Origin of the sequence: Rossellomorea sp. y25 (assembly GCF_038049935.1) — a bacterium.
GTDB lineage: Bacteria > Bacillota > Bacilli > Bacillales > Bacillaceae_B > Rossellomorea.
The window spans coordinates 1,767,907-1,791,877 of record NZ_CP145886.1; the positions used below are offsets into that span (position 1 = coordinate 1,767,907).

The following is a 23,971-nucleotide window of genomic DNA, read 5'->3' on the forward strand; positions in this document are numbered from 1 at the left end:
GAAAGAATGGTAGGAAAGGGGAGAGTTCTATATGAATTACCAAACAGAGCAGGCTCTAAGAGTGAAAAGTTTAGCCATTGATGTCATGGAAGAACTCATGAAAGAGGATGGTCAACATGGGGTGCAGGAATTAAAACAGCTCTCAGAATTATTCTCTCGCTGCATATGTGACTTAGTGAACGTATATACAAACACGTCTGAAGATCATGAAATGACACTGAAAGGCACGATCATAAAAGCGAAAATCGGCTACAATATCATGAAAGCTAAATCAGAAATCATAGAAAAAGAATAGTATCGCAATGACACAACTGACTCATACTAAAGATTCCATCTCCTAATCGGAATGGGGTGATGGGAGAGTCAGTTTTTATTTTGTAAAAAACATCTTGATTTTTACATAAATAGGTTCATAACAGTGGCAAATTTATGAAATACTAAAAAAATCAAGCTTTACAATTGTGTATATCTTCATTGCATGCTATTCTTTTTTATTGAACAGCTTTATAGTAGGAATGGATTATTTACTAGAAATAGTTGACGAATTCTACATAATCCATTACTTTAATGAAGCAACCAAAAACAAGATAAATTAAGGAGTCGATTCACATGGCACAAAAAACATTTACAGTTACAGCTGAAACAGGAATTCACGCTCGTCCGGCAACTCTACTAGTTCAAACGGCAAGCAAATTCGACAGCGATGTACATCTAGAATACAAAGAAAAGAAAGTAAACTTGAAATCAATCATGGGTGTTATGTCTTTAGGTGTTGGTAAAGGTGCAGATATCACAATCATTACTGAAGGTAGCGACGAAGAAGAAGCGTTAAGCAGCTTACAAGAAACATTGAACAAAGAAGGTTTAGCTGAGTAATGTCCAGTCTTTTAAAAGGAATTGCAGCATCAAATGGTATTGCCATAGCGAAAGCGTATCGCTTAGTTGAACCCGACCTAAGCTTTGAAAAGAAAAACGTAGACAATGCTGAACGGGAAGTATCACGCTTTCAGGAAGCCATTGCGACGTCAAAGTCAGAGCTTGAAGCGATCCGTGATAAAGCAAGAATTGATTTAGGTGAGGATAAAGCTCAAATCTTTGAAGCGCATCTTCTTGTCCTAAGCGATCCAGAACTACTGACACCAATCGAAGACAAAGTGAAATCTGAAAATGTAAACGCTGAATTCGCCCTTAAAGAAACAGCGGATATGTTTGTATCGATGTTTGAATCCATGGACAATGAATACATGAAAGAACGTGCCGCGGATATCCGTGACGTGACGAAACGTGTCCTTTCACACCTATTGGGCGTACAGATTGCGAACCCAAGCATGGTGACAGAAGAAGTGATTGTGATCGCAGAGGATCTAACACCTTCTGATACGGCACAATTAAACCGTGAATTTGTTAAAGGATTTACAACGGATATCGGTGGAAGAACATCTCACTCGGCCATTATGGCACGTTCAATGGAGATTCCAGCTGTAGTGGGAACGAAATCTATTACCTCCTCTGTTGAAAATGGTGACATGATCATCGTTGACGGATTAAATGGAGAAGTACATATTAATCCGACTCCTGAAGTCATCGAAGAGTATAAGAAAGAGCATGCCCGATATGAAGAACAAAAAGCTGAATGGGCGAAGCTTGTCAATGAACCAACGGTATCCAAGGATGGAGAGCATGTAGAACTTGCTGCCAACATTGGGACACCTAAGGATCTTGAAGGGGTTAAGAATCACGGTGGAGAAGGTGTAGGTCTGTATCGTACAGAATTCCTATACATGGGTCGTGACGAATTACCGTCTGAAGACGAGCAATACGAAGCTTATAAGTCAGTATTAGAAGGTATGGAAGGGAAACCTGTAGTGGTTCGTACCCTTGACATCGGTGGAGATAAAGAGCTTCCTTACTTAAATCTGCCAAAAGAAATGAATCCATTCCTAGGGTATCGTGCAATCCGACTCTGTCTGGACGAACAGGATATCTTCCGTACTCAGCTTAGAGCGTTATTAAAGGCCAGCCCATTCGGAAATCTGAAAATCATGTTCCCGATGATCTCAAATCTTCAAGAGTTCAGAGAAGCGAAAGCCATCCTTGAAGAAGAGAAAAAAGCTCTTCTTGAGAATGGTACGAACGTAGCTGATCATATTGAAGTGGGAATCATGGTAGAAATTCCATCAACTGCTGTAATGGCGGATGTTTTTGCCAAGGAAGTGGACTTCTTCTCTATCGGAACCAATGATCTGATTCAGTACACAATGGCTGCCGACCGCATGAATGAGCGGGTTTCCTACTTATATCAACCGTATAACCCTGCCATTTTACGTCTAGTCAAAATGGTGATCGATGCGGCTCATAAAGAAGGCAAATGGGCAGGTATGTGTGGTGAAATGGCCGGAGATGAGATTGCAGTGCCAATCCTTCTGGGATTAGGTTTGGATGAATTCTCTATGAGTGCGACATCGATCTTACGTGCACGTTCTCAAATCCGTCAGTTGAATCGTGCTGAAATGAAAGAACTGGCAGAGCAAGCACTACAATTAGACACCAATGATGCTGTCATTTCTGCTGTGAAAAAAGCGACATCAATGGAATAAATTTAGGTTTAGATGGTGGAAATGAGGGTATTATATTTGTGTAGAATAAGGCACACCCTTTGGGCCTTTTCATTCTCATTTCCCCCTTTCTTGTGGATTGAAGGAACGTATTGTTCTTTCAATCCCTTTTTTTATTTTTCAGGGAGTACATTTTTTGCAAAATGCGTTAGAACTTTGAACTTTTAAAAGGATTTTTCCATTCCATTAAAATCCCATAGTCACAAGATTCTTCATCCTTCAGGTACCCTTTAACCGCTTTTAATGGAGTGCGTCCTGTTTGCAGAAGAAACGTAATGACGGGATCCTTGAATTCTCCACTCGTTAATTTCTGTATATAATCATCAATCGGAAAATCTTTGGCCACTTTATGATAGGTAGGGATCCGACCGCCGCCAAGTAAGCGATCCAATTTTAAATGAACCACAATCTCAAACATGGCATTCATCAAGACTTTTCCAAGTTTAAATCCCCTATAATCAGGGTCGATACATAGATCTACCACATATAATGTATTTCCATTTTCATTGTGAGTCCGGATATATCCATCATCGGTTATGTCTTCCCACGTATGATGAGGTTCTAACGGATCAAAGTCGACGATTAAGCTTGTCATACTCCCCACTAACTTCCCGTCAACTTCCACACACATGGACCCAAGAGGGAAATGAAACAAATGATGAGCGAGTTGGTCTTTATTCCACCACAATTCTGATGGGAAGGGATGTGGGAATGCTCTTTTTTGAACGGATATCAAGTCGTCGAAATCATCCTTGGAATAATTTCTGATAACAGCTTTATAAATTTGATCGTTTCTGAAAACATACTGTTCTTTCATGTACATGTCAGAACCTCACTCCTCAGAATTTACTTGTTTATTATACGTTATGAAAGCGCTTTTTTAAAGTGTTTTACTGAAATAACTTTTCTTCTAAAAAAAAACTGAATTTTTTTCAGAAGGGCGGTTTATCATTCTGGAAAGCGGGTATTCTATAATTAAGCATGAAATTGGAGATTAATTTCTCACTAACACCCCCTTTTCCTTTTTTTTGAACCAACTCATTGACTGGGTTGGTTCTTTTTTTGCTCTTTTTATACCGGCAGCTGGTTCGTATAGGGAAAAAGAAGAAAGCAAATAATAATCTTGTGCTGATCCATTGAAGGATAGGCATGATCAATAAAAGGGGTGTAAAAGCAATGGCGAAACGTACAAAAAAGAATGATCCACAACAGAAGAACAAAAAAGGATTCGATTCCTCTAAGATCAATACGGAATTTGCCCACGAAATCGGAAGTGCGGCAACAAACAAAATACACAAAGACAAAGCCAAAAAAGAAAAAGCATCTAAAAATAACGGTGAATATAAAGGGTAATCATGAAGAGGGACGGACCTTGCCAGGCAAGGTCCGTCCCTCTCGTCAGGTTTGGATGAAGGATTGGATACGGTCAAGCCCTTCTGTCAGCTGGTCCATGGAGCAGGCATAGGATAGTCGGAAGTATCCTTCGCCGAACTGGGAAAAAGCATCTCCAGGAACGACAGCCACCTTTTTCTCTTGGGCAAGTGCCAACGAGAAATCAAATGAACTCAGAAGAATCCGGTCAGGTATTTTGACGAAAAAGTAGAAGGCTCCGTCGGGTTTGACGATTCCTTTAAATCCCATCTCAATTAATCGGTTGTATACATAGTCCCTTCGTTTCTTATATTCTTTCTTCATATCTGCCGCATCATCTTTTCCCACTGTAAGAGCTTCATATGCTGCTTTTTGAGAAACGGAAGAAGCACAGGAAACATTGTACTGGTGAACCTTTATTAGATGCTTAGAAATTGATTCTGGAGCGAATACCAGCCCTATCCTCCAACCAGTCATACTATGTGATTTAGATAGACCATTGACGACGATGGTTTGTTCTCTTAAATATTCGGCAATGGAATAATGCGAATCATCAAAGGTAAGCTCGCTATAAATCTCATCAGCCAACACAAATATATTTCTATTTCTAAGCAAGTCGGCAATCTCTTTCAATTCTGCTTTGGATAAGCTTACCCCAGTTGGATTGGATGGATAAGGCAATATGACACACTTTGTAGAATGGGTTAAGCTCCCCTCAATAAGAGCGGCATCCAACTTAAAATCATTTTGTGTGATATCAATATGTATGGGATTAGCACCACAAAGTTTAATGATGGGCTCATAGCCTGGATACACGGGTCCCGGGATAAGGCAGTCATCTCCCTCGCATAGGATGGTACGAAGAATCACATCGATCCCCTGAGAAGCTCCGTTTGTGACTATGACCTCATTTACAGGGTTATAATGTACATTATATTTTTCTTTTACATATGAAGCCGCAGCTTCACGTAATTCGAGAAATCCTGCATTATGGGTATAGGAAGTGAAGTCATCATCAATGGCAGCCTTACCCGCGTCTTTGACATGTTGTGGGGTAGGGAAATCCGGCTGACCGATTGTCAGGGAAATGATGTCGTCTATGTCTGCCACCATATTAAAAAACTTTCGAATTCCTGATATCTGGATGTCCTTGATCCGAGGGTTAATATACTGTTCCAATACGTACACCTACTTTAATAATTTGATTCATATTTTATCATTAATTCCATCTTTTACGTAGTGATTTTGTTTGAATGGTGAAGAAAAAGGGAAAGGATAAAAAAATAAATAAATAAATGTCAGTTAGGGAGAGCCATATGATTCGCACGAGTATTATTATGGAAAATGGGGAAATTGAACAGAATGTTCCCTTATCCAGAATTAAAGAAAATGGTGTTAAATGGTATTGGGTGGATTTTTCAGAGCCGACCAGCAAGGATGTCCGGTTACTTAAGCTGTATTTTCGATTCCATCCACTTGCGATAGAGGATTGCCTGGACGATTTCAGTCAGCGGGCTAAGCTCGATTTTTATGATCAATACATATTCGTCCTTCAGCATGCCATTAATCAGAAGACACTGGATTCCCATGAAGTTAATATGTTTGTGAACGCAAGTTTTATCGTAACCTTTCATAAACAGCCTGTCAGGGAAATCAATAATGTATGGGAAAAGGTTCGGCAAGAAGGGGATCAGCTCAGTCCTTTTAAGGTCATGCATGGAATTGTTGACCGGTTAGTGGACGATTATTTTCCTCTGGTTTATCGTATTGAAGATCGCCTCAATAAGATAGAAGATAACACGAATGAAGATTCGGATAGTGATCTGATGGATGAATTATTCGATATTCGTCATGATATGTCAAAGTTAAGAAGAACCCTTGTGCCCATGAGGGATTTATTGTATCGTATCAGCAATTCCGGCAGATTGAATGCACTCAAAGAAGAGCAGCTCTATTTTAATGACGTGTACGATCATTTAATTAAGCTTGTCGAGATGCTTGAATCGTATCGTGAATTTTCATCAGATATCCGGGATAATTATTTATCCATTAACTCAGATAAAATGAATAATATCATGATGACCTTAACCGTCATTACGACGATTTTTATGCCTCTTACGTTTATTGCGGGTCTGTATGGGATGAACTTTGTCTATATGCCGGAACTCGATGAGAGAAGCGGATACTTTATCGTTCTCGGGGTTATGGGTATCATAGCGCTGATCATGTTTGGTTTCTTTATGAAAATAGGCTGGCTCAGATTCAGCACGAAAAAACGTAGAAAACGAAGGAGGCTCCTTCGTTTAAAATAATTAAGGTAAAAAAGCAGTGATTCCAAAGGGGAGTTCTGCTTTTTTATCTGGGTATCATGCAAATGATCAGCGGCGGTCACGATGGTGATTAAATTTCCGATGAAATTCCCGTAAACGGTAGATTTTTTTGAAAAAAAACGTTATATTGGTTGAGGACAAAAGAAGAAGAATTGGGACTAAAGAAGAGTCCCGAGAGGTTCTAGCACAACCCTCTATAAAAAACTAAGGAAAACGGCATCCTTAGGTGTCGTTATTTTTTGTTAATGGCAATTTTAAAGCCAACGTTATAGGGTATTACAGAATCTCTTTCTTCTTTTCATGGCAAAAGAGCCTGTAGAAAAGAAAGGAGACCTTTTATGAACACAGAGAAAGCGTTAGTCGTTTTTAGCGGAGGTCAAGATAGTACAACGTGTTTGTTTTGGGCAAAACAACAATTTAAAGAAGTAGAAGCGGTAACATTTAACTATGGTCAGAGGCATGTTACAGAGCTGGACTGTGCAAAAGAGATTGCAGAAGATCTGAAAGTCCCTCACCATGTATTAGATATGAGTTTATTAAATCAATTGGCACCAAGTGCTTTAACACGGGCAGATGAAGAGATCACTCATCAGGATGGTGAATTACCGTCTACATTCGTTCCAGGAAGAAATCTATTATTCCTGTCATTTGCAGGCATACTAGCGAAGCAAATCGGAGCACGGCATATTGTAACAGGTGTATGTGAAACGGATTTCAGCGGCTATCCCGATTGCCGGGATATTTTTGTCAAATCCTTGAATGTTTCCCTCAATTTATCCATGGATGATCAGTTTGTCATCCATACTCCACTCATGTGGATCAATAAAGCACAAACGTGGGAAATGGCAGATGATTTAGGTGCTTTCCGTTATGTACAGGAAAATACACTCACTTGCTATAATGGAATAAAAGGCAGCGGGTGCGGTGAGTGTCCTGCATGTCAGCTTAGACAAAAAGGGCTGGAAGAATATAAAAGTGCAAGTAAAGGGGGAGAGTGAAGATGATACAACAAATCTACCCGACTCCTGACCACACGTATGAATTTGAATTAAATAAAGATATGCATTTTGCGGCAGCCCATTATATACCACATGCAGATGCAGGAAGCTGTCAGGATATCCATGGTCATACGTACTTTGCCAATATTACTATTGGAGGGGATCAGCTTGATGATTCCGGGTTTCTTATTAATTTCCAACACATCAAAAATCTGATTCATAAGCGATTTGATCATAAGGTCATGAACGAAGATGAATTGTTTTCTGCAGAGAACGGCAATATGTTCCCCACCACTGAAGTTGTAGCGAAAGTGATGTGGGAAATCATTCAGGGTCATTTAGATACACTGCCTCACCAGCCTAAGTGCCTTCAAGTATTTTTAAGAGAAACACCGACAAGTTACGTCATATACAGACCAAAGGGGAGACAATCATGAAGAAAATCCCCGTTTTAGAAGTATTTGGTCCAACCATTCAGGGTGAAGGTATGGTAATTGGTCAAAAGACGATGTTTATCCGAACTGCCGGATGTGATTATAGTTGTGCATGGTGTGACTCTGCATTTACGTGGGATGGTTCAGCCAAAGAGGATATTCAGCTTATGACAGCTGAAGAAGTGTGGAACAGACTAAAAGAAGTAGGGGGAAATAAGTTCTCCCATGTAACGATTTCAGGCGGGAATCCTGCTCTATTGGCTCATTTGAAGGAGCTTATCGAGATTTTAAAGGAGAATGATATTGCTTCGGCCTTAGAAACACAAGGAAGCCGCTGGCAGGATTGGTTCTATGATATAGATGATCTGACTCTTTCTCCAAAGCCACCAAGTTCGAAAATGGGGACTGACTTTGAGAAACTGGATCATATCGTTCATCGATTAAATGAAAATCGCTCACAATTCAGCTTAAAAGTAGTTGTCTTTGACGAACAGGATTTAGTATATGCCACAGAAATTCATAAACGCTATCCTGATGTTCCATTCTACATCCAGACAGGTAATCCTTCTGTTTCTGAAGGAGATACACCTAAACTGGTATCAAACTTGTTATTGGATTATGAAACGCTCATTGAAAAGGTCTGTGATAGGGAAGAATTAAATCAGGTGCGGGTACTCCCGCAATTGCATACCTTGGTATGGGGGAACAAGCGTGGAGTGTAAGAGAAAAGCGATTGAAGGGAAGCCTTTCAATCGCTTTTTCCTTTTTACTTTCGAGGATTTTCATTCTGCTCCTGATTTATTTTCCTTTGACCTTCTATGAAAGAAAGTTCAAAGGGTTCGTCCTTTCCATCCACGTTCTTCCCAAAGGCAATAATGGGAAGATTGTTTTGTGCGGGAAGAATGTGGTCACTTATTTCATCAAAATCAGGCAGGGGCTGGTTATCTGAAAACCTACGATCGGTCATATAAACACCTCCTCTCCTTAGTATGTATAGGGATTCATTTTCTATTACCTTTTAGGTCACGGTATAGAAAGTGAGGGTTGAAAAAGATTCCCGAACGGACTGCCGACTTTTTCATGATTACCTGTAAAGATGTTTCTTAAATGTACGATATAAGAAGAGTAAGGCAAATACTCATGTTTGTATGGAAGGACGAAATACAATTGAATCAAACAAACGGTATTCTTCTTGAAAGTGGAACCAATGAACTAGAGATAGTTGAATTCGAAGTTCAACACAATAAATTTGGTATAAATGTGATTAAAGTGAAGGAAATTATTCAACCCACTCCAGTCATTCCCATTCCTCATTCCCACCATCATGTGAAAGGGCTCATTCAATTGAGGGGAGAGGTTCTTCCAGTTATTGATATGGCAAGGGTTCTTGGTGTGGAAGAGGAGGAAACACCCAAATCAAAGTATATTGTTGCTGAGTTTAATCAACAAAAGGTCATTTTTCACGTACATAACGTAACTCAAATTCATCGGATTTCCTGGAATCAGATTGATAAGCCTTCAGAAATGTATTCAGGGGTTCATTCCGGAATAATAGGGGTCATCAAGCGAAACGAATCAATGATATTGTTATTGGATTTTGAGAGTATTATGCTGGAAATCAATCCTGACACAGGGATCCGGGTGGAACAAGTGAAGAGGTTGGGACCAAGGGAGAGAAAGAATAAGAAGATTGTTGCTGCGGAGGATTCTCCTCTACTCCGTAAGCTTTTGAATGATACGTTGAGTGAAGCAGGATATGACGAAGTGGAGTTCTTCGAAAATGGAGCCGATGCATTCAACTATCTGGAGTCACTAGTTGGGGGAACTCAAGATATTGAAGAGACTGTTCAGCTTGTGTTAACAGATATTGAAATGCCGCAAATGGACGGGCATCATTTGACCAAAAGAATCAAGAGTCATTCTAAGCTCAGTAAACTGCCTGTAATCATTTTTTCTTCACTAATTACAAAAGATTTAAAACATAAAGGTGAAATGGTCGGAGCAGAAGATCAAATCAGTAAACCGGATATTGCTGAACTCATTATGAAAATCGATCAACATATATTGTAGAAGCTAGGGCAAATAAAGACATACAAAAGGGTCCCAGCATTTCATTTGGCCGGAACCCTTTAGAAGAAATATGCGTTAATGTACTAAAATCGTTGAGCATTAAAAGAAGCTATCGCCCAACTTTTTGAAGACGGGTTTTTGATAATTGTTCTTTCCGGGCTTTCGAGGCTTTTCATTCTGTTCGGACATCCCTGTATATTGCTCTAAAATTCCTTTTGCCTGCTGAAGTCCCATCTTACATCTAGGATTTCTTAACGATTGATCAAGCGACCCCAGGTGAGGCAGGTCCTTGAAATCTTCCTTTGATGGTGGGATATGAAAGGTATAATCTCCGCAATCAATCAATACGTCAGATTGTTGTTGGCTGTTCTTTGGGTTGTTGGAGAAGTGAAGTCCAACTTTCTTCGCTTTACCTTCCCGGATCATTTTCATTAAAGCTCGTTTTTTTAATGAATATAAGTATTTTGGGTTACCTGCTGTTTTCGCATGACGATTCACAGTGAAAATAGCTTGAGAGAGGGTAATTACGGATGTGGAAGAAGGGGTGGATTTACTAGTATTCCTCAAGTTATTGGCTCCTTTCCATTGTATTAACCTCCATTATACCTCCTTTTTCTGGTATTGGAAAGGTACGGTGGGGAGTTTCTTTTTGAAAGATAAGTATATTTGGGACGGCGTTCTTTCTATTGGATGAAATATAAATTAACTTAAGCGGGAAAAGGAGTACCCGGTCCTAAAGGTGAAACTTGTAGAGAGTAAATATCAAAAGGCTCAACCTAAAGAATGTACTCCATACATTTTCAGGTGAGCCTTTTTATTATCTTTGGGGGTATATATTAATATTCTCTGTAAAGTTGTACGGTGATGATTGAAAATTATTCCCTCCGTATGGTTGTGGGTAAGCAGGATAAGGATACCCTCCGTATGGCGGGTAAGGTGGATAACAAGCAGGACCGTAGCAAGGTCTGTTGAAAAGGAACGGGCTAATGGCCAATCCGGCTAAACCACCTGCTAAAAACGGTAATCCAAAGAAGGGGAAGAAGCGTTGATCTCCTCCTCTATACTGTGGATAACTCTGATATGGGTAATATGCATGTCGATACATTAAACGAAAAACCTCCTCTCTCTATTCACTTTAGTGTATGGTTCAAAATCGACCAACGCGCCTGTCTCACATATAATAGGCAGATGAATCAAGTGATCGAATGGGTCTGAAGTAATGGAATATAAAGAAAATAGTGTATATTCTTACAGGAATGTAGGAAATTCTTAGTTTAACTAGTAAAATATAATCAGGATACTTAATACTGAAAATGACAGAAGCCTAAGAGGATGACGAATCCATGAAATCGACTAACAATAACAATACCATTGGACAAGGTCAAGAGGTGCTTGACACTGTTTTGAAAGAACTAATTTTAGATCATATTCATGATATGATTTTCATTATGAAGGTTGAGGAGGGACCTGCTTTCAGGTACCTATACATAAATGAATCAGCTAGAAGGTACACGTCCATTCAACATGAGGATATGGGACGCTTATTGGAGGAAGTAGTTTCATTTGAGACGGCTACTGACATACAGAAGAAATACATTGAACTTGTGCAATCAGGAGAGAGCATTATCTATCAGGATACGTTTTTCCTTTCGAATGGAAGTCAAGTTGTAAATGAATCGATTCTTACACCTATCAAGAATCGATATGAAAAAGTAGAGTACGTTGTTTCCATTACAAGAGATATTTCTTCGTCCATTGCAGAGAAGAAGAAATTAGAAAAAGCGAAAGAACGATACAAATCCATTATTGAACATAATCTGGATGCCATATTTATTCTGGACTCCCATGGGTTCATAAAAGAGTCTAACGGAGCAGGATGCACATTAACCGGCTATTTGAAAGAAACCCTTGTAAACATGAGTATCTATGATTTGTTTCATTCTCAAAATGAGTACACCCTAACCGAGTCACTTACTCAAGCTTTGAAGGGAACGCCCTCTTCCATTGTTAATTGTCTTCTTCTAAACGAAGCAGGAGAAAAGAAGATCACTCAGCTAAAAATGATCCCCATCGTAGTAGAAGAAAAGTGTGATGGTTGTTATATTATCGTGAAGGATATAACCAAGCACCATGAACAGAATGAAATGATTCATTATATGGCTCTACATGATCAATTAACTGGTCTTTGGAACAGGAAAGCACTGGATGATCATGTTCCTTTAATCATTCATAATATGGAAGAAAGAGGTATAGAGCTCTCGCTTTTATACTTGGACTTAGATCGGTTTAAATTTGTAAATGACACCCTTGGTTTAAAGGGGGGCGACCGGTTTCTCCAAAAGATCACAGAACGTTTGGTAACTCTTACGAATGAAGAATGTTTATTGTACAGGCAAGGCGGTGATGAATTTATCTATCTGTTGAAGAATAGTAATTTTGAAGATACCAAGACGAAGGCGAAGGAAATCTTAGCGCTGTTCAAAGATCCTTTTACTATTGATGAGCAGGAGTTTTATATCTCTCCTTCGATTGGAATCAGCCGTTATCCTGCAGATGGATATGATTCTAATTCACTCATTCAAAAAGCTGCTCAAGCTCTCTTTGAAGTAAAAGAAAAAGGAAGAGCTCATTATCGCTTCTATCAAACGCATATGAAATCAAGCTTTCCTAATTATATCATTATGGAATCCCACTTACGAAAAGCCATTCAAAAGGGTGAGTTGTACGTCCATTATCAACCACAGGTGAATTTATCGACCGGTGCGATTGATAGCTTCGAAGCGTTAATTCGCTGGAACAACCGCAAATTTGGGTTTGTATCACCGGCACAGTTCATTCCCTTGGCAGAAGAAACAGGTTTGATTGATCAGATTGGCGAATGGGTAATGGAGCAAGTATGTTTACAATTGCAAAAATGGAGGAAAAAAGGTTACAGGACAGTGCGTGTGGCCATCAATATTTCGCCTAAGCAATTTCTGCAGGAGCAATTAGTGGATAGAATTGATTTCTATTTATCAACGTATAATATTCCTGCTTCATGCATAGAAATTGAAATTACGGAGGGAGCCATGCAAGACACTCAACAAACATTGAAAATGCTGAAAAAGCTTAAAAATCTGGGTGTGTACATTTCTGTTGACGATTTTGGAACAGGATATTCTTCACTTCATTATTTGAAACGATTTCCAATCGACATATTAAAGATCGACCAATCCTTTGTGAGAGAAATTGGAATGAATCAGAAGGACTCTGCCATAACGACTACTATCATCCATCTTGCACATAGCCTGGGGCTTGAAGTGATTGCTGAAGGTGTAGAAAGTGAGGGGCAAGTCGAATTTCTTAAAGAGGCGAACTGCCAAAAAGCTCAAGGCTACTTCTTTAGTAAACCGATTTGCCCGAAGGAAATCGAGGAACAGCAATTTGTTCTTATGTAATGTTCCTCCCCTAATTACTTGAAGCAGCCTTGAAGATACATTTTATGTTCATACTTTTTAACGTTCGCCCGGCAAATGCAATGAAATGTTTGACAGAGTAGTTCCTATGACTTATTTTAAAGTGAGGAGAGTAAAAGATTCATAGACTTGAAGCAAAATCGCAGCCGAAGTGAATCAGAGTTCCGAATGCTATATGAAGGAGTGGGATTATGAAAAAGACAAAAAGTATGGAAATCCTATTTCTCCCTACCGATAGAGGAACGGTTAAAGTATATGTATATGGCTTTAAATCTCCTCGATCTTTAGGCCAGGTAGTTGTTTCATATAATAATGTTTCGATTGAAGCAAAAGGATATAAGAGAAATAAAACCATTATCAAGGCGTTGGCGCAATTACACGAAACCATTGTTAACAATCCGGATGGTTGATTTTTCAGACTGATTTTTAAGAAAAGGATATTTTCTTAAAAATCAGTCTTTTTTTATCATTTAAAATGGTTGCAACACAACTCTATATGATAAAATTGTGAGTGAACATTCATTCATTAATAAGGGGGAGTTACATATGGGAGAACAACAAGTTGTGATTGTAACAGGCGGTTCAAATGGTATGGGGAAATATATGGCGAAGCACTTTGTAGAGTCTGGCGCAAGCGTCGTCGTAACAGGGAGAAATGAAGAACGACTTCAATCGGTGAAGGAAGAGTTTTCGTCTCTTAGTGGAAACATTGAAGTATTTCAAATGGATGTAAGGGAACAAGACCACGTAAAGGCGATGGTTGAATTTACGGCAGAGAAATTCGGCAAAATTGATGTACTCATTAACAATGCAGCAGGAAATTTTATATGTCCGGCGGAAAAGCTTACTCCAAATGGTTGGAAATCTGTTATTGATATCGTTTTAAATGGAACGTTTCTTTGCTCACATGCTGTAGGGAACTATTGGATTGAGCACAAACAAAAGGGATCCATCATTAATATGGTTGCCACTTACGCTTGGAACGCGGGTGCAGGTGTGGCTCATTCAGCTGCAGCAAAAGCAGGAGTCTTATCGTTAACGCGCACACTTGCCGTCGAGTGGGGCCATAAATACGGTATTCGTACAAATGCCATTGCACCAGGACCAATTGAAAGAACGGGTGGAGCCGAGAAGCTTTGGATTTCAGAAGAGGCAGCAATAAGAACAATTGACAGCGTCCCATTAAAACGATTAGGAACACCGGAAGAAATTGCCGGCCTTGCTTATTTTATTGCGTCAGATCAAGCGGCGTATATAAACGGAGAATGCATTACAATGGATGGAGGCCAATGGCTTAATCAATTTCCATTCTAATATAAGCAGGAACAAAGGATTAAAGCTTTCCCCATATGTCAACACGACATGGCAGGGAAAGCTTTTTTGTTTATGTCTTTTCAATTCCACTGTATAGTTGTGTTATAATTATGCAAAAAAACTTGAGTTATGGTGGGGGAGTGCGCATGGACGCATTAGAAGTATTAACCAATATAGAAAAAGTGATTCCGTACTTTCAACCAATTTTCAGTGCGGATGAACATAAAATTATCGGATACGAAGTATTAGGTAGAATGGAAGTCGATGAAGGGGTCATTGAGAGTCTCGGACCGTTCTTTGGAGATGAAGAGATACCGGATGAATATAAAATGGAAGTGGATGAACGTGTAACCAGACTGGCTTTAAGTAAGTTTGTACATGAGAAACAGGAGGGATACATCTTTTTAAACCGGGATGCAAGACTATTGATGCTTGATCACGGGGAATCTTTTCTGGAGCTCCTTCAAGAGTACGAAAAAAAGGGTTTGGATTTAAACAGGACAGTGATTGAGCTTTCTGAAAAAACGTTCGTCGGAGACTTCGATCAGCTTGTTCATCTGCTGCTGTATTACAAAACATACGGAATTAAAATTGCGATCGATAATGTTGGAGGTAATAGTGGTCAGTTGGATCGACTATCGCAATTCTCACCGGATATATTAAAGGTGGATTTATTCCAACTTCGAAATGATGCTGGTAATAAAGTCTACAAAGATATATTGTACAGTTTGTCAATGCTGGCCAGAAAAATCGGAGCCTCCCTCTTATTCGAGAATATCGAAATCAACTTTCAACTGCAGTTTGCCTGGTTGAATGGCGGCCGTTATTATCAAGGATTTTACCTGCAGCGCCCGTCAGCCTCATTTTTGAAACCCGATCTTCTAAAAGAAAAGCTGAAGGAAAAATGCCAGGACTATATTCGATATGAGAAGAAGCATCTTGAAGCAGGATTTGAATTCGCAGATGTCCTGCACAAAGAAATCAGTCAAAATCTGATTATGATAAAAAAACAATGCACAGAATTCGATGACGTACTCTTTGAGTTAGGAAAGAATTTTACCGATAAATGCTTCAGGCTATACATTTGTGATGAAAATGGCTTCCAAGTGACTAGTAACGTTGTTAAAGATGAACATAAATGGAAGATTGAACCAAGGTACAAAGGGAAGAACTGGAGCTGGCGCCCGTACTTTCTGGAAAATATCATTCGTATGAGGATCAATAAGAAAGGTTTATTATCTGATATATACAGCGATATCGATTCAGGAGAATCCATTCGTACGTATTCCTTTCCATTTGGCAATGGCTTGTATTTATTTATGGATCTTTCTTATGAATTCTTATTTGAGGAGGATGGTTTACTCTTTTAATTACCTGTTTGTTCAGTCTGCCCTTTTCTTGATGTCCAGCTACAGGGCTTAGAGGATCGAGGTCATAAGATGAGCCTCTGAACAAAGCCCTTCCGCTTTTCTTGTATAGCCTACTCTTTATAGGACAAATTATTCTTAAGGACATATTGTAAGGAGGGGCTATGATGAGTATATATATGATTGTGCTTTCCCTGATTGTTATAGGGATAGCCGGTTATTCGTTAGTGTATACCTTTAAACTTGCTGGACAGGAGAAGCGGCTGAAGGGTGAATATGACACAGATATACCGGATGTTGTCAAGGAGCACCCTTATATTCGGAATCCTATTTTCGTGTCTATATTGATTGCAACCATTTTAATTACACTGTTTATTATATATTGGTCCGTTCGCTATTTATCTTAAGTAAGAGGGTGCCGCATGTTATCATGCGGCATCCTTTTTTGGTTAAATGTACCATTGATTTTTGTGTTTGATTGTCACATATAGGGGGAAATTTACAACCAAACCAAAATATATGTCAATCCTTGTTAGGATTTAACGAACAATTGATAACCTATCGACAATTTTCCATTGCTACAATATTTTTAACAAGCATATTAAGGAGGGAAAGCATATGGAAAAGAAAAAATTATGGCTATTATTTCTTATTTTAGGGCTCGTTACAGCGGCATGTGGACAAGTCAGTCAAACCCAAGCCTCAGAATTTTCTGAAGAAAACGCATTATCTCTTGTAGAAAATGCCTTTCATACCCAAGTATCATTGAGTGAAAAACCACAATCTAAGAAACAGATTAATGAAAAGTTGTCACAGTACTTTACAAAGGATCTTACAGAAAACTTCATCCGTGAGAATGTGTATGAAGTAGAGGGTGGTTATATCACATTTGGATCTGACTTTGCACCACACTATATTCCTTTTTTTAAGTATGATGATTCTACTAAGGTAGAATACATAGATGGAAAATGGTATGTCTGGGAAGAACGAACAGGTGAGGAAGAAGGGCCTGTATCAACGGATTCCGGTGTAGAGGCTGTCGTGGTTAATGAAGAAGAAGGTTCATGGAAGGTTTCATCCATTACATACGTATTACCGGAAAAGCTTCAAACCGAATAAATAAAAAAGTTGGCCATAAGAGAATGGCCAACTTTTTTTGTTGATGAATAATCTAAATGCCTATTTGTTTAAAGCTGCAGTCAGGGCTTCAAGATTAAATCCTGTTATTACCTCAGAGTCCACTGTGATGGTTGGGGTGGAATAAGATTTCAGCTCTTTCACAAGATAATTTCTTGCTTGTTCATTTTGTTTGATATCGATTTCTTTGTAGTCAACATTGTGTTCTTTCAGAAACATTTTGACTACTTCACAAGGGGGGCATTCTGGTTGAGAGTATAAAGTGACAACTTTCATGATGTTTCTTCTCCTTTGCTTTGCCTTATGAAATAATCTACGATTCCCATTGCAGATACATTCATATCAAGCTTTAATAATTTGAAAATCGGATTGGCCTGATCAACGCCTCTTTGGATCATTTTACTCTTCGTTAGTTCAAAAAGTACAGAAGTTATCGTTTTTACGTTCTCTTCAACTGTTTCAACGGAAGAGAACTGTTCCTTACTTTTTTCCATGAAAAGGTCAAGCCATTTTTCTACTTCCCCTAATGCAAATGATACTTCTTCAGTGACACCATAATGGCCAAAATACAAACGATCCAGCTGTAATTCCTTGTACAAACGAATGGAATCCTTCATTCGTTCAGGACTAAATTGGTTGGGGGAAGTGGAAGGGAAGTAAAAGTGCTTTGACCCAACAGTATACTGGATGCCGCATGTGTCCCCGGTGAACATCCCATTTGAAACAGAATCAAAGATGCTAAAATGGTGATTTGCATGACCAGGAGTGTCCAAAAACGTTAATGTACAGCTTTCGCTCAGTTCCAGCTTTTCTTCATGTCCCATCACAATTATTCGTTCTTCAGGAATTGGCACAATCGGGTGAAAAAGCTCATCGAATTTTTCTCCATATACTGCTCTTGCTCCTCGGATCAAGCGTGTCGGGTCAACTAGGTGCCGCCTCGCTTTCGGGTGAACGATGACCTTTGCGTTAGGGCATTCTTTCAGAAAAAGACCTGCACCTCCCGCATGATCAAGATGGATATGAGTTAAAATTATGTATTGAATATCTTCAAGATTAATGTTTAACTTAGAGAGACCTTTTTTTAGGTGAGGTATAGAAGGACTGGCAGACGTTTCGATAATGGTAAGGGACTCTTCGTTTATTATATAACTTCCTGTACGTTCCTGTAATGACAGATCCATTAGATCAACTAAGGATATTCGAGAATCTATACGATAAATACTCATCCAATCAATCCTTTCCGGGGAGAATATATTTCTACCCTTTCATTATAAAGGAATTTATGTAGAAAAAGGACAAAACATTAGATTTAACAGGATAGAATCTGGTACAATGCAAAAGCTATGACCAAGAATTAGAACAGGAAAGGAGAGACCAATAATGTCTCAGCTTCTTGGAATTATACAAAGATTAAAATCATTACAAGAACAAGGTGAACAAGGGGAAACTCAACAACGATTTTTCGAATACAATGGAAAGAAAATTTGTGAGGTAAAGTATTTACCGAAGCAAGATACATTCGAAATTGAAGTCATGAATGAAAAAGGAAGCAGTTTTCCTTTCGATAACATAGACATTACAGCGATTGAAATTTTTGAACTTCTACAAGAAGCTCAACAAGATTAATGCACTAAAGAGGTAACCATTTGGTTATCTTTTTTAGTCTTTAATTCAATCGTCAAAACATACTTTTTTGTTTCGATATGTTAAGATGGTTAGTGTCCTCTTCTTTTATTTATAGATGGGCACGCAAATTCTTATTTTTTAAAATGAGGGGTTATACATGATTTCATTGAGTAGCAAGGAGTTATTAGAAACGAATATTAAAGATTTCATTATTCCTTCTGAGAAGGTGGCTCATGTTCAAGTGGGGAATTCCCTGGAGCATGCGTTACTATTACTCACTAAGAGTGGTTACTCAGCCATCCCTGTGCTTGATCCGACATTTCGCTTTCAGGGCTTGATTAGTTCAAGTTTAATTACCGATTCCATTCTTGGTCTCGAGCGTTTTGAGTTTGAACAACTTGAAGCAAAGAAGGTAGAGGAAGTCATGACAACTGAATTTCCCATTGTATCCTTACAATCGGATTTTAAGAAAGCACTTGAGCTTTTAGTGGACCATCCATTCCTATGCGTGGTTTCTGATGACGGATACTTTGAAGGGATCATGACAAGGAGAGTTGTGTTAAAGCAGCTTCAACGACAACTGTTTAAAAGGGATTAAACCCTTCATGATAGTTACATAATGTTAAGATCATATAGGATGGCATATTTGTCATCCTCTTTATTTTACGCTCTTTTCGTAAAGTTTGTGGCTATTATAGATAAGAAAGTACTAGTTGATTTCCGCTCCAGGATGCTCGCTTTCCGCGGGGCTGGCGGTGAGCCTCCTCGGCTGCGCCTCCGGGGTCTCACCTGTCCAGCTATTCCCGCAGGAGTCGATCATCCTTCCGCTGCAACCAACTTTCTGAGCATGAATTCTTAATCGAAAACAATTAAAACAAGCTTTCTAGAAAACAATCTCATTGAAGGTAAGGAGAGATTGATTGTCTTAAGGAAGTATTTTTCAAGTATTTTTTTTAAAAGCACAAGTTGAAGCTCTGTCACAAAAAACCTATAAAAGATGGTGAGGGGAACTGCGCAGACTCCTGCGGTAGTACGGGCGTGCCGAGACCCCGTTCGGCTAAGCTGAGGAGGCTCGGCCGAACGCTAGCTGCAAGCGGAGCAGTTCCCCTCACCATCCAGCGCACACTAATTGACAGAGCCTTGCAGAACTCATGTTAAAAACAACAATCTTTCCGAAAAGAGCGTTATTTTATATTGAACACGATTTAAAGGAGAACAAGATGAGCAGTTTAGAAATGAATTCAGTCAAAAGGACAAAAAAACCGCTTGTATTGGTTGCAGTGATGCTGGCTATGTTCATGGGGGCCATTGAAGCAACAATCGTCTCTACTGCCATGCCTGCCATCGTAGGGGATCTCGGTGGTTTTTCTCTTTATAGTTGGGTGTTCTCTGCTTATCTTTTAATGAATGCCATTACGGTCCTGATTTACGGAAAGCTATCTGATTTATTTGGAAGGAAGCCGATCATCACGATTGGGATCGTTATTTTTCTTATCGGCTCCATCTTATGCGGGTTTTCTCAAACGATGGAACAATTGATCCTATTCCGATTTATACAGGGCTTTGGAGCTGGAGCGGTACTTCCTATGGCCACTACCATTGTTGGCGATATATATTCCAAGGAAGAACGTGCGAAAATACAAGGGTATTTATCAAGTGTGTGGGGGATATCTGCCATTAGCGGACCACTTGTCGGAGGATTATTGGTTGAATATGCAAGTTGGAGATACGTCTTTTGGGTCAATATCCCGCTAGGCTTGTTATCCATTGTTGGTCTATGGCTTTACTTACATGAGAATGTTGAAAAGAAAAAACCGGTTATCGACTATGGGGGAGCTTTTCTACTGGTTGTTTCCCTCTCATTATTAATGTTTTTACTGGTGGAGGGAGGAGTTCACCTGCCTTGGAACTCTTGGCAGGCGATGTTCCTGATCATTCTTTTTATTTTGGGTTTTGTAGCGTTTATTTATCAAGAGCGACGAACTGCACAGCCGATGATGCCTTTTGATTTATGGAAGGTCCGTTCCATTTTGGTCGCCAATATCGTTTCATTAACAACAGGCGTCATGTTAATCGGTATTTCAAGCTTCCTCCCTGCCTTCGTACAAGGCGTCATGGAGCGAAGCGCAACGGTTGCAGGGTTTACATTAACGGCGATGTCGATTGGATGGCCGATTTCAGCAACAATCGCGGGACGTTTATTATTAAAGATCGGTTATTTTAGAACCTCCTTGATTGGTGGATTATCACTCATACTGGGTGGAAGCATCTTTGTCATGATGGACCCAACCTACGGTCCTTTATGGGCTGCGTGTGGATCATTCTTTGTAGGTGTAGGGATGGGACTCACTTCAACATCCTTTATCGTTTCCATTCAGTCTACTGTCGAATGGCAGGTTCGAGGGATTGCAACTGCCACCAATATGTTTATGAGGAATTTAGGTACGACGATAGGGGCTGCATTATTGGGTGGAATCCTGAACAGCCGCCTACAGACATACTTGGAAGAAAGCGATAAAGATTTTTCCATAAATGATGTGAATATGCTCTTAAACAAAGTGGAAAGAGAGAAATTATCTTCTGATGTACTTGACTTGTTTCAAGGTGCGCTTACAGGTTCCTTGAAATCCGTATACCTTGTTGTTCTCCTTTTCGCCCTGTTTAGCTTTGTCGGTATCCTATTCCTCCCAAGGGACCGTTCCCTAAAGAAATAGGTTTTTTCCGAGTTGTAATATAAGAATAAAAGTGAGGATGTTTAGTAGGATTTGTATATGTTTCGTAGAAAGCTTAGATGCTAGTCTTACAGCCATCTGAGCACCTACAAGGCCGCCTAGAGCAAAGGGGATGGCAACTCCCCAATCGACGTGGCCATTATGAAAATAGACTGTAAATGCACCTGAACAGCTTACAAAGGTTTGAAAACGGGTAAGAGCCACTGATTTAAGATACGAAAGACCGTGCAACAAATGAGTGTACATAAGCATGGTAGCCTGCCCCGGTCCAAATAAACCGTCATACGTACTGATCAAGTACAAAAATCCATAAGTCCGATAGTGCTTCTGTTTATTTTCCTTTGGCTGGAATCCTTTTATTATACTTAGTAAAAGAGCAAACAGCAGAAAGAAAAAGGCCATCCATTCGAGCAAAGAGGGAGATATGCTATCCGATAAAAATGCCCCTGTCACCCCCCCGACCAGTGCAATGGGAAGAATGGGTAAACATTCTTTCCATGAAACTTTCCGGTCCCTGATTAAATAAACAAAGCTTGAAAAAGAACTCATAATATTTGAAAATTTAGCCGTAGCAATGGCTGTATGAATAGGTAAACCAATTAAAAGCATCACCGGCATACCAATCAATCCGCCGCTCCCTGCCAAAGTGCCAATAAGTGCTACAACCAATCCAGTGAAAAAGAGAATCACTTCCATTATCCAACACCTCATTTCGAGTCTACTATCAGTGTATTCCATTCCGGATAATAATGAAATTTTATATAAATTAAGATATAATATAAGAAAAACTTATGAAGGTGAAAATATGGCGTTTTCTGAATATCAATTACTAAACGTACTGGCTCAGGAAATGAACATGCGTAAAGCAGCAGAGCGGTTATTTGTATCACAGCCGGCATTATCTCAAAGACTCCAGACAATTGAAAAGGAATGGGGAACAAAATTATTCCTTCGTTCTCAAAAAGGTCTGGCATTGACCCCTGCCGGTGAGCTTGTGGTGAAATTGGCTGAAGAGATGTTGCAGAAGGAAGAGAGTGTGAAGGAAAGAATTCAAGCTTTGGAGTTTGAGGTGCATGGAACCTTAAAGATTGCTTGTGCATCCATCGTGGGTCAGAATTGGCTGCCTAAAGTACTCAAACGATTTGTTGAAACCTATCCTCATGCCAAGATTTCTTTAATGACAGGGTGGAGCTCTGAAATTCTTAAAGCGATATATGAAAATGAAGTGCATATCGGAATTATCAGGGGAACTCCTGATTGGAAGGGTCCAAAACACCATCTCTTTCAAGATACATTGTACTTGGTGGATAGAGAAATCCAATCGATTGAAGAGGTCATGAAAACCGATCGACCGTTTATCCAATTTAAGAGTGATTCAAACTACTATCAGGAAATTCAGGATTGGTGGCATCGTCAATTCCAGACAACTCCGAAAAGAACGATTGTTGTAGATCAAATTGAAACATGTAAGCAGATGACCTTAAATGGAATCGGCTACGCAATATTGCCAGCCATCACTTTAGACGGCATGGAAGAAGACATTTATAAAGTACCTTTAATCGATGAACATGACTCGTTGATACACAGGGACACATGGTTACTCGGGTATGAATCCGCATTCCAATTAAGACAAGTGGAGGCGTTTGTTGAAGTTGTAAACGAATTCATTCATGAAAACTCATAGGATTCGCGTTTATGGCTTGTCTTCTACTCTTTAATTTGATAAAGTAATTCAAGAAAACGAATTCTGAATTTATACATAATTACGGAGGGTATTCTTATGAAAATGATGGACGCAAACGAAATTATTTCTTTTATTCAAAATAGTACTAAATCAACTCCTGTGAAAGTTTACGTGAAAGGTGATTTAGAAGGGATCGACTTTGGTTCATCTTCTCAAACCTTCCTTCAGGGAAACGCTGGGGTAGTATTCGGAGAGTGGAGCGAGCTTTCTACTATTCTTGAAGAAAATAAAGATAAAATCGAAGACTATGTATTAGAAAATGATCGTCGAAATTCTGCGATTCCTCTTCTTGACCTAAAAGGGGTTAAAGCGCGTATAGAACCAGGCGCCATCATTCGCGATCAAGTGGAAATCGGTGACAACGCAGTTATTATGATGGGTGCAATGATCAATATCGGTTCTGTAGTAGGTTCAGGAACGATGATCGATATGAATGTTGTACTTGGTGGCCGTGCTACCGTAGGGAAGAATTGTCATATTGGAGCGGGTGCGGTGCTTGCCGGGGTAATTGAGCCGCCATCTGCAAAGCCCGTCGTCATCGAAGACGATGTAGTCATTGGCGCCAATGCCGTTGTCCTTGAAGGTGTAACAGTCGGAAAAGGAGCTGTCGTTGCAGCTGGAGCGATTGTTGTGGATGATGTAGCTCCATACACGGTTGTGGCAGGTACACCCGCAAAGAAATTGAAAGACATTGATGAAAAGACAAAATCCAAGACCGAAATAAAACAAGAATTACGTCAACTGTAATCATTTCAACAATAGCATGATCAAGGAG

General features: G+C 39.5%; 28 protein-coding genes and 1 riboswitch. Of the genes, 20 read left to right on the forward strand and 8 right to left on the reverse strand.

Annotated elements, in window-relative coordinates:
* Window positions 1–31: 31 nt before the first annotated feature.
* The 3 genes from AAEM60_RS08835 to ptsP all read left to right on the forward strand — a co-directional run bounded on the left by AAEM60_RS08835 (window position 32) and on the right by ptsP (window position 2,597).
* Window positions 32–295: a hypothetical protein gene (locus tag AAEM60_RS08835; RefSeq protein WP_299740483.1), complete on the forward strand. Its 264-nt coding sequence runs from the start codon at window positions 32–34 to the stop codon at window positions 293–295.
* Window positions 296–609: 314 nt separating this feature from the next.
* A complete protein-coding gene (locus tag AAEM60_RS08840; RefSeq protein ID WP_299740485.1) occupies window positions 610–876 on the forward strand; it encodes a phosphocarrier protein HPr in 267 nt (88 codons plus the stop codon).
* Window positions 876–2,597 carry a phosphoenolpyruvate--protein phosphotransferase gene (ptsP, locus tag AAEM60_RS08845; protein ID WP_341357834.1) on the forward strand — a complete coding sequence of 574 codons (1,722 nt, stop codon included), beginning with the start codon at window positions 876–878 and terminating at the stop codon, window positions 2,595–2,597. Before AAEM60_RS08840 ends, ptsP begins: the two co-directional genes overlap by 1 nt.
* A gap of 166 nt (window positions 2,598–2,763) precedes the next feature.
* Here the strand turns inward: ptsP and AAEM60_RS08850 are convergent, their stop codons facing one another.
* Complete coding sequence (locus AAEM60_RS08850; RefSeq protein WP_341357835.1) at window positions 2,764–3,438, reverse strand: GNAT family N-acetyltransferase; 675 nt, start codon at window positions 3,436–3,438, stop codon at window positions 2,764–2,766.
* Between the two features lie 353 nt (window positions 3,439–3,791).
* Here AAEM60_RS08850 and AAEM60_RS08855 point away from each other — a divergent pair, with 353 nt between their 5' ends.
* Entirely contained in the window at window positions 3,792–3,968 is a 177-nt protein-coding gene (locus AAEM60_RS08855; RefSeq protein WP_341357836.1) for a hypothetical protein, read from the forward strand.
* A gap of 45 nt (window positions 3,969–4,013) precedes the next feature.
* On the opposite strand, the gene AAEM60_RS08860 is transcribed toward AAEM60_RS08855, so the two are convergent.
* A complete protein-coding gene (locus AAEM60_RS08860) occupies window positions 4,014–5,165 on the reverse strand; it encodes an aminotransferase A (protein WP_299740493.1) in 1,152 nt (383 codons plus the stop codon).
* Window positions 5,166–5,302: 137 nt separating this feature from the next.
* Here AAEM60_RS08860 and corA point away from each other — a divergent pair, with 137 nt between their 5' ends.
* The 4 genes from corA (at window position 5,303) to queE (ending at window position 8,470) form a co-directional block, all read left to right on the forward strand.
* Entirely contained in the window at window positions 5,303–6,298 is a 996-nt protein-coding gene (gene corA, locus AAEM60_RS08865) for a magnesium/cobalt transporter CorA (protein WP_341357837.1), read from the forward strand.
* A 187-nt stretch (window positions 6,299–6,485) separates the two neighbouring features.
* A riboswitch (PreQ1 riboswitch) is annotated at window positions 6,486–6,530 on the forward strand.
* A 124-nt stretch (window positions 6,531–6,654) separates the two neighbouring features.
* Window positions 6,655–7,314 carry a 7-cyano-7-deazaguanine synthase QueC gene (queC, locus tag AAEM60_RS08870; RefSeq protein WP_299740497.1) on the forward strand — a complete coding sequence of 220 codons (660 nt, stop codon included), beginning with the start codon at window positions 6,655–6,657 and terminating at the stop codon, window positions 7,312–7,314.
* 2 nt (window positions 7,315–7,316) lie between these two features.
* Window positions 7,317–7,751 (forward strand): 6-carboxytetrahydropterin synthase, encoded by a 435-nt coding sequence (locus tag AAEM60_RS08875; protein WP_299740499.1) that lies wholly within the window; start codon window positions 7,317–7,319, stop codon window positions 7,749–7,751.
* Window positions 7,745–8,470, forward strand: coding sequence for a 7-carboxy-7-deazaguanine synthase QueE (gene queE / locus AAEM60_RS08880; protein WP_299741281.1), 726 nt, complete (start codon window positions 7,745–7,747; stop codon window positions 8,468–8,470). The genes AAEM60_RS08875 and queE overlap by 7 nt, the downstream gene beginning before the upstream one ends.
* A 44-nt stretch (window positions 8,471–8,514) precedes the next feature.
* Here queE and AAEM60_RS08885 read toward each other — a convergent pair whose 3' ends face one another.
* Window positions 8,515–8,715 carry a hypothetical protein gene (locus tag AAEM60_RS08885; RefSeq protein WP_299740501.1) on the reverse strand — a complete coding sequence of 67 codons (201 nt, stop codon included), beginning with the start codon at window positions 8,713–8,715 and terminating at the stop codon, window positions 8,515–8,517.
* Window positions 8,716–8,888: 173 nt separating this feature from the next.
* Here AAEM60_RS08885 and AAEM60_RS08890 point away from each other — a divergent pair, with 173 nt between their 5' ends.
* The gene (locus AAEM60_RS08890) at window positions 8,889–9,818 is read left to right on the forward strand and encodes a chemotaxis protein (RefSeq protein WP_299740503.1); all 930 of its coding nucleotides are present in this window, start codon (window positions 8,889–8,891) and stop codon (window positions 9,816–9,818) included.
* Between the two features lie 99 nt (window positions 9,819–9,917).
* Here the strand turns inward: AAEM60_RS08890 and AAEM60_RS08895 are convergent, their stop codons facing one another.
* Window positions 9,918–10,385: a YkyB family protein gene (locus AAEM60_RS08895; RefSeq protein WP_299740504.1), complete on the reverse strand. Its 468-nt coding sequence runs from the start codon at window positions 10,383–10,385 to the stop codon at window positions 9,918–9,920.
* Between the two features lie 250 nt (window positions 10,386–10,635).
* A complete protein-coding gene (locus AAEM60_RS08900) occupies window positions 10,636–10,923 on the reverse strand; it encodes a hypothetical protein (protein WP_299740505.1) in 288 nt (95 codons plus the stop codon).
* A gap of 238 nt (window positions 10,924–11,161) precedes the next feature.
* On the opposite strand from AAEM60_RS08900, the gene AAEM60_RS08905 reads away from it, so the two are divergent.
* The 6 genes from AAEM60_RS08905 to AAEM60_RS08930 all read left to right on the forward strand — a co-directional run bounded on the left by AAEM60_RS08905 (window position 11,162) and on the right by AAEM60_RS08930 (window position 17,073).
* The gene (locus AAEM60_RS08905; protein WP_299740507.1) at window positions 11,162–13,255 is read left to right on the forward strand and encodes an EAL domain-containing protein; all 2,094 of its coding nucleotides are present in this window, start codon (window positions 11,162–11,164) and stop codon (window positions 13,253–13,255) included.
* A 209-nt stretch (window positions 13,256–13,464) separates the two neighbouring features.
* Window positions 13,465–13,683, forward strand: a complete 219-nt coding sequence (locus tag AAEM60_RS08910) for a hypothetical protein (RefSeq protein ID WP_299740509.1) — start codon at window positions 13,465–13,467, stop codon at window positions 13,681–13,683.
* Window positions 13,684–13,819: 136 nt separating this feature from the next.
* Complete coding sequence (fadH, locus tag AAEM60_RS08915; protein WP_341357838.1) at window positions 13,820–14,587, forward strand: 2,4-dienoyl-CoA reductase; 768 nt, start codon at window positions 13,820–13,822, stop codon at window positions 14,585–14,587.
* A 146-nt stretch (window positions 14,588–14,733) separates the two neighbouring features.
* Window positions 14,734–15,957, forward strand: coding sequence for an EAL domain-containing protein (locus AAEM60_RS08920; protein WP_299740512.1), 1,224 nt, complete (start codon window positions 14,734–14,736; stop codon window positions 15,955–15,957).
* 161 nt (window positions 15,958–16,118) lie between these two features.
* Window positions 16,119–16,361, forward strand: a complete 243-nt coding sequence (locus AAEM60_RS08925; protein ID WP_299740514.1) for a hypothetical protein — start codon at window positions 16,119–16,121, stop codon at window positions 16,359–16,361.
* A gap of 211 nt (window positions 16,362–16,572) precedes the next feature.
* Window positions 16,573–17,073 (forward strand): DUF3993 domain-containing protein, encoded by a 501-nt coding sequence (locus AAEM60_RS08930; RefSeq protein ID WP_341357839.1) that lies wholly within the window; start codon window positions 16,573–16,575, stop codon window positions 17,071–17,073.
* A 60-nt stretch (window positions 17,074–17,133) separates the two neighbouring features.
* On the opposite strand, the gene AAEM60_RS08935 is transcribed toward AAEM60_RS08930, so the two are convergent.
* Window positions 17,134–17,367 (reverse strand): glutaredoxin domain-containing protein, encoded by a 234-nt coding sequence (locus tag AAEM60_RS08935; RefSeq protein ID WP_341357840.1) that lies wholly within the window; start codon window positions 17,365–17,367, stop codon window positions 17,134–17,136.
* Complete coding sequence (locus AAEM60_RS08940; protein ID WP_299740520.1) at window positions 17,364–18,320, reverse strand: MBL fold metallo-hydrolase; 957 nt, start codon at window positions 18,318–18,320, stop codon at window positions 17,364–17,366. Before AAEM60_RS08940 ends, AAEM60_RS08935 begins: the two co-directional genes overlap by 4 nt.
* 154 nt (window positions 18,321–18,474) lie before the next feature.
* Between AAEM60_RS08940 and AAEM60_RS08945 the strand changes: the two genes are divergently transcribed.
* From AAEM60_RS08945 to AAEM60_RS08955, 3 genes are all read left to right on the forward strand, one after another.
* Window positions 18,475–18,720, forward strand: a complete 246-nt coding sequence (locus tag AAEM60_RS08945; RefSeq protein ID WP_044337569.1) for a DUF1797 family protein — start codon at window positions 18,475–18,477, stop codon at window positions 18,718–18,720.
* A 157-nt stretch (window positions 18,721–18,877) separates the two neighbouring features.
* Complete coding sequence (cbpB, locus tag AAEM60_RS08950; RefSeq protein ID WP_299740523.1) at window positions 18,878–19,318, forward strand: cyclic-di-AMP-binding protein CbpB; 441 nt, start codon at window positions 18,878–18,880, stop codon at window positions 19,316–19,318.
* Window positions 19,319–19,940: 622 nt separating this feature from the next.
* Window positions 19,941–21,434 (forward strand): MDR family MFS transporter, encoded by a 1,494-nt coding sequence (locus tag AAEM60_RS08955; protein WP_299740524.1) that lies wholly within the window; start codon window positions 19,941–19,943, stop codon window positions 21,432–21,434.
* On the opposite strand, the gene AAEM60_RS08960 is transcribed toward AAEM60_RS08955, so the two are convergent.
* Window positions 21,423–22,148, reverse strand: a complete 726-nt coding sequence (locus AAEM60_RS08960; protein ID WP_299740525.1) for a sulfite exporter TauE/SafE family protein — start codon at window positions 22,146–22,148, stop codon at window positions 21,423–21,425. The genes AAEM60_RS08955 and AAEM60_RS08960 overlap by 12 nt on opposite strands.
* A 109-nt stretch (window positions 22,149–22,257) precedes the next feature.
* Between AAEM60_RS08960 and AAEM60_RS08965 the strand changes: the two genes are divergently transcribed.
* Window positions 22,258–23,136, forward strand: coding sequence for a LysR family transcriptional regulator (locus AAEM60_RS08965; protein ID WP_299740526.1), 879 nt, complete (start codon window positions 22,258–22,260; stop codon window positions 23,134–23,136).
* Window positions 23,137–23,232: 96 nt separating this feature from the next.
* Window positions 23,233–23,943, forward strand: a complete 711-nt coding sequence (dapD, locus tag AAEM60_RS08970) for a 2,3,4,5-tetrahydropyridine-2,6-dicarboxylate N-acetyltransferase (RefSeq protein ID WP_299740528.1) — start codon at window positions 23,233–23,235, stop codon at window positions 23,941–23,943.
* Window positions 23,944–23,971: the final 28 nt, after the last annotated feature.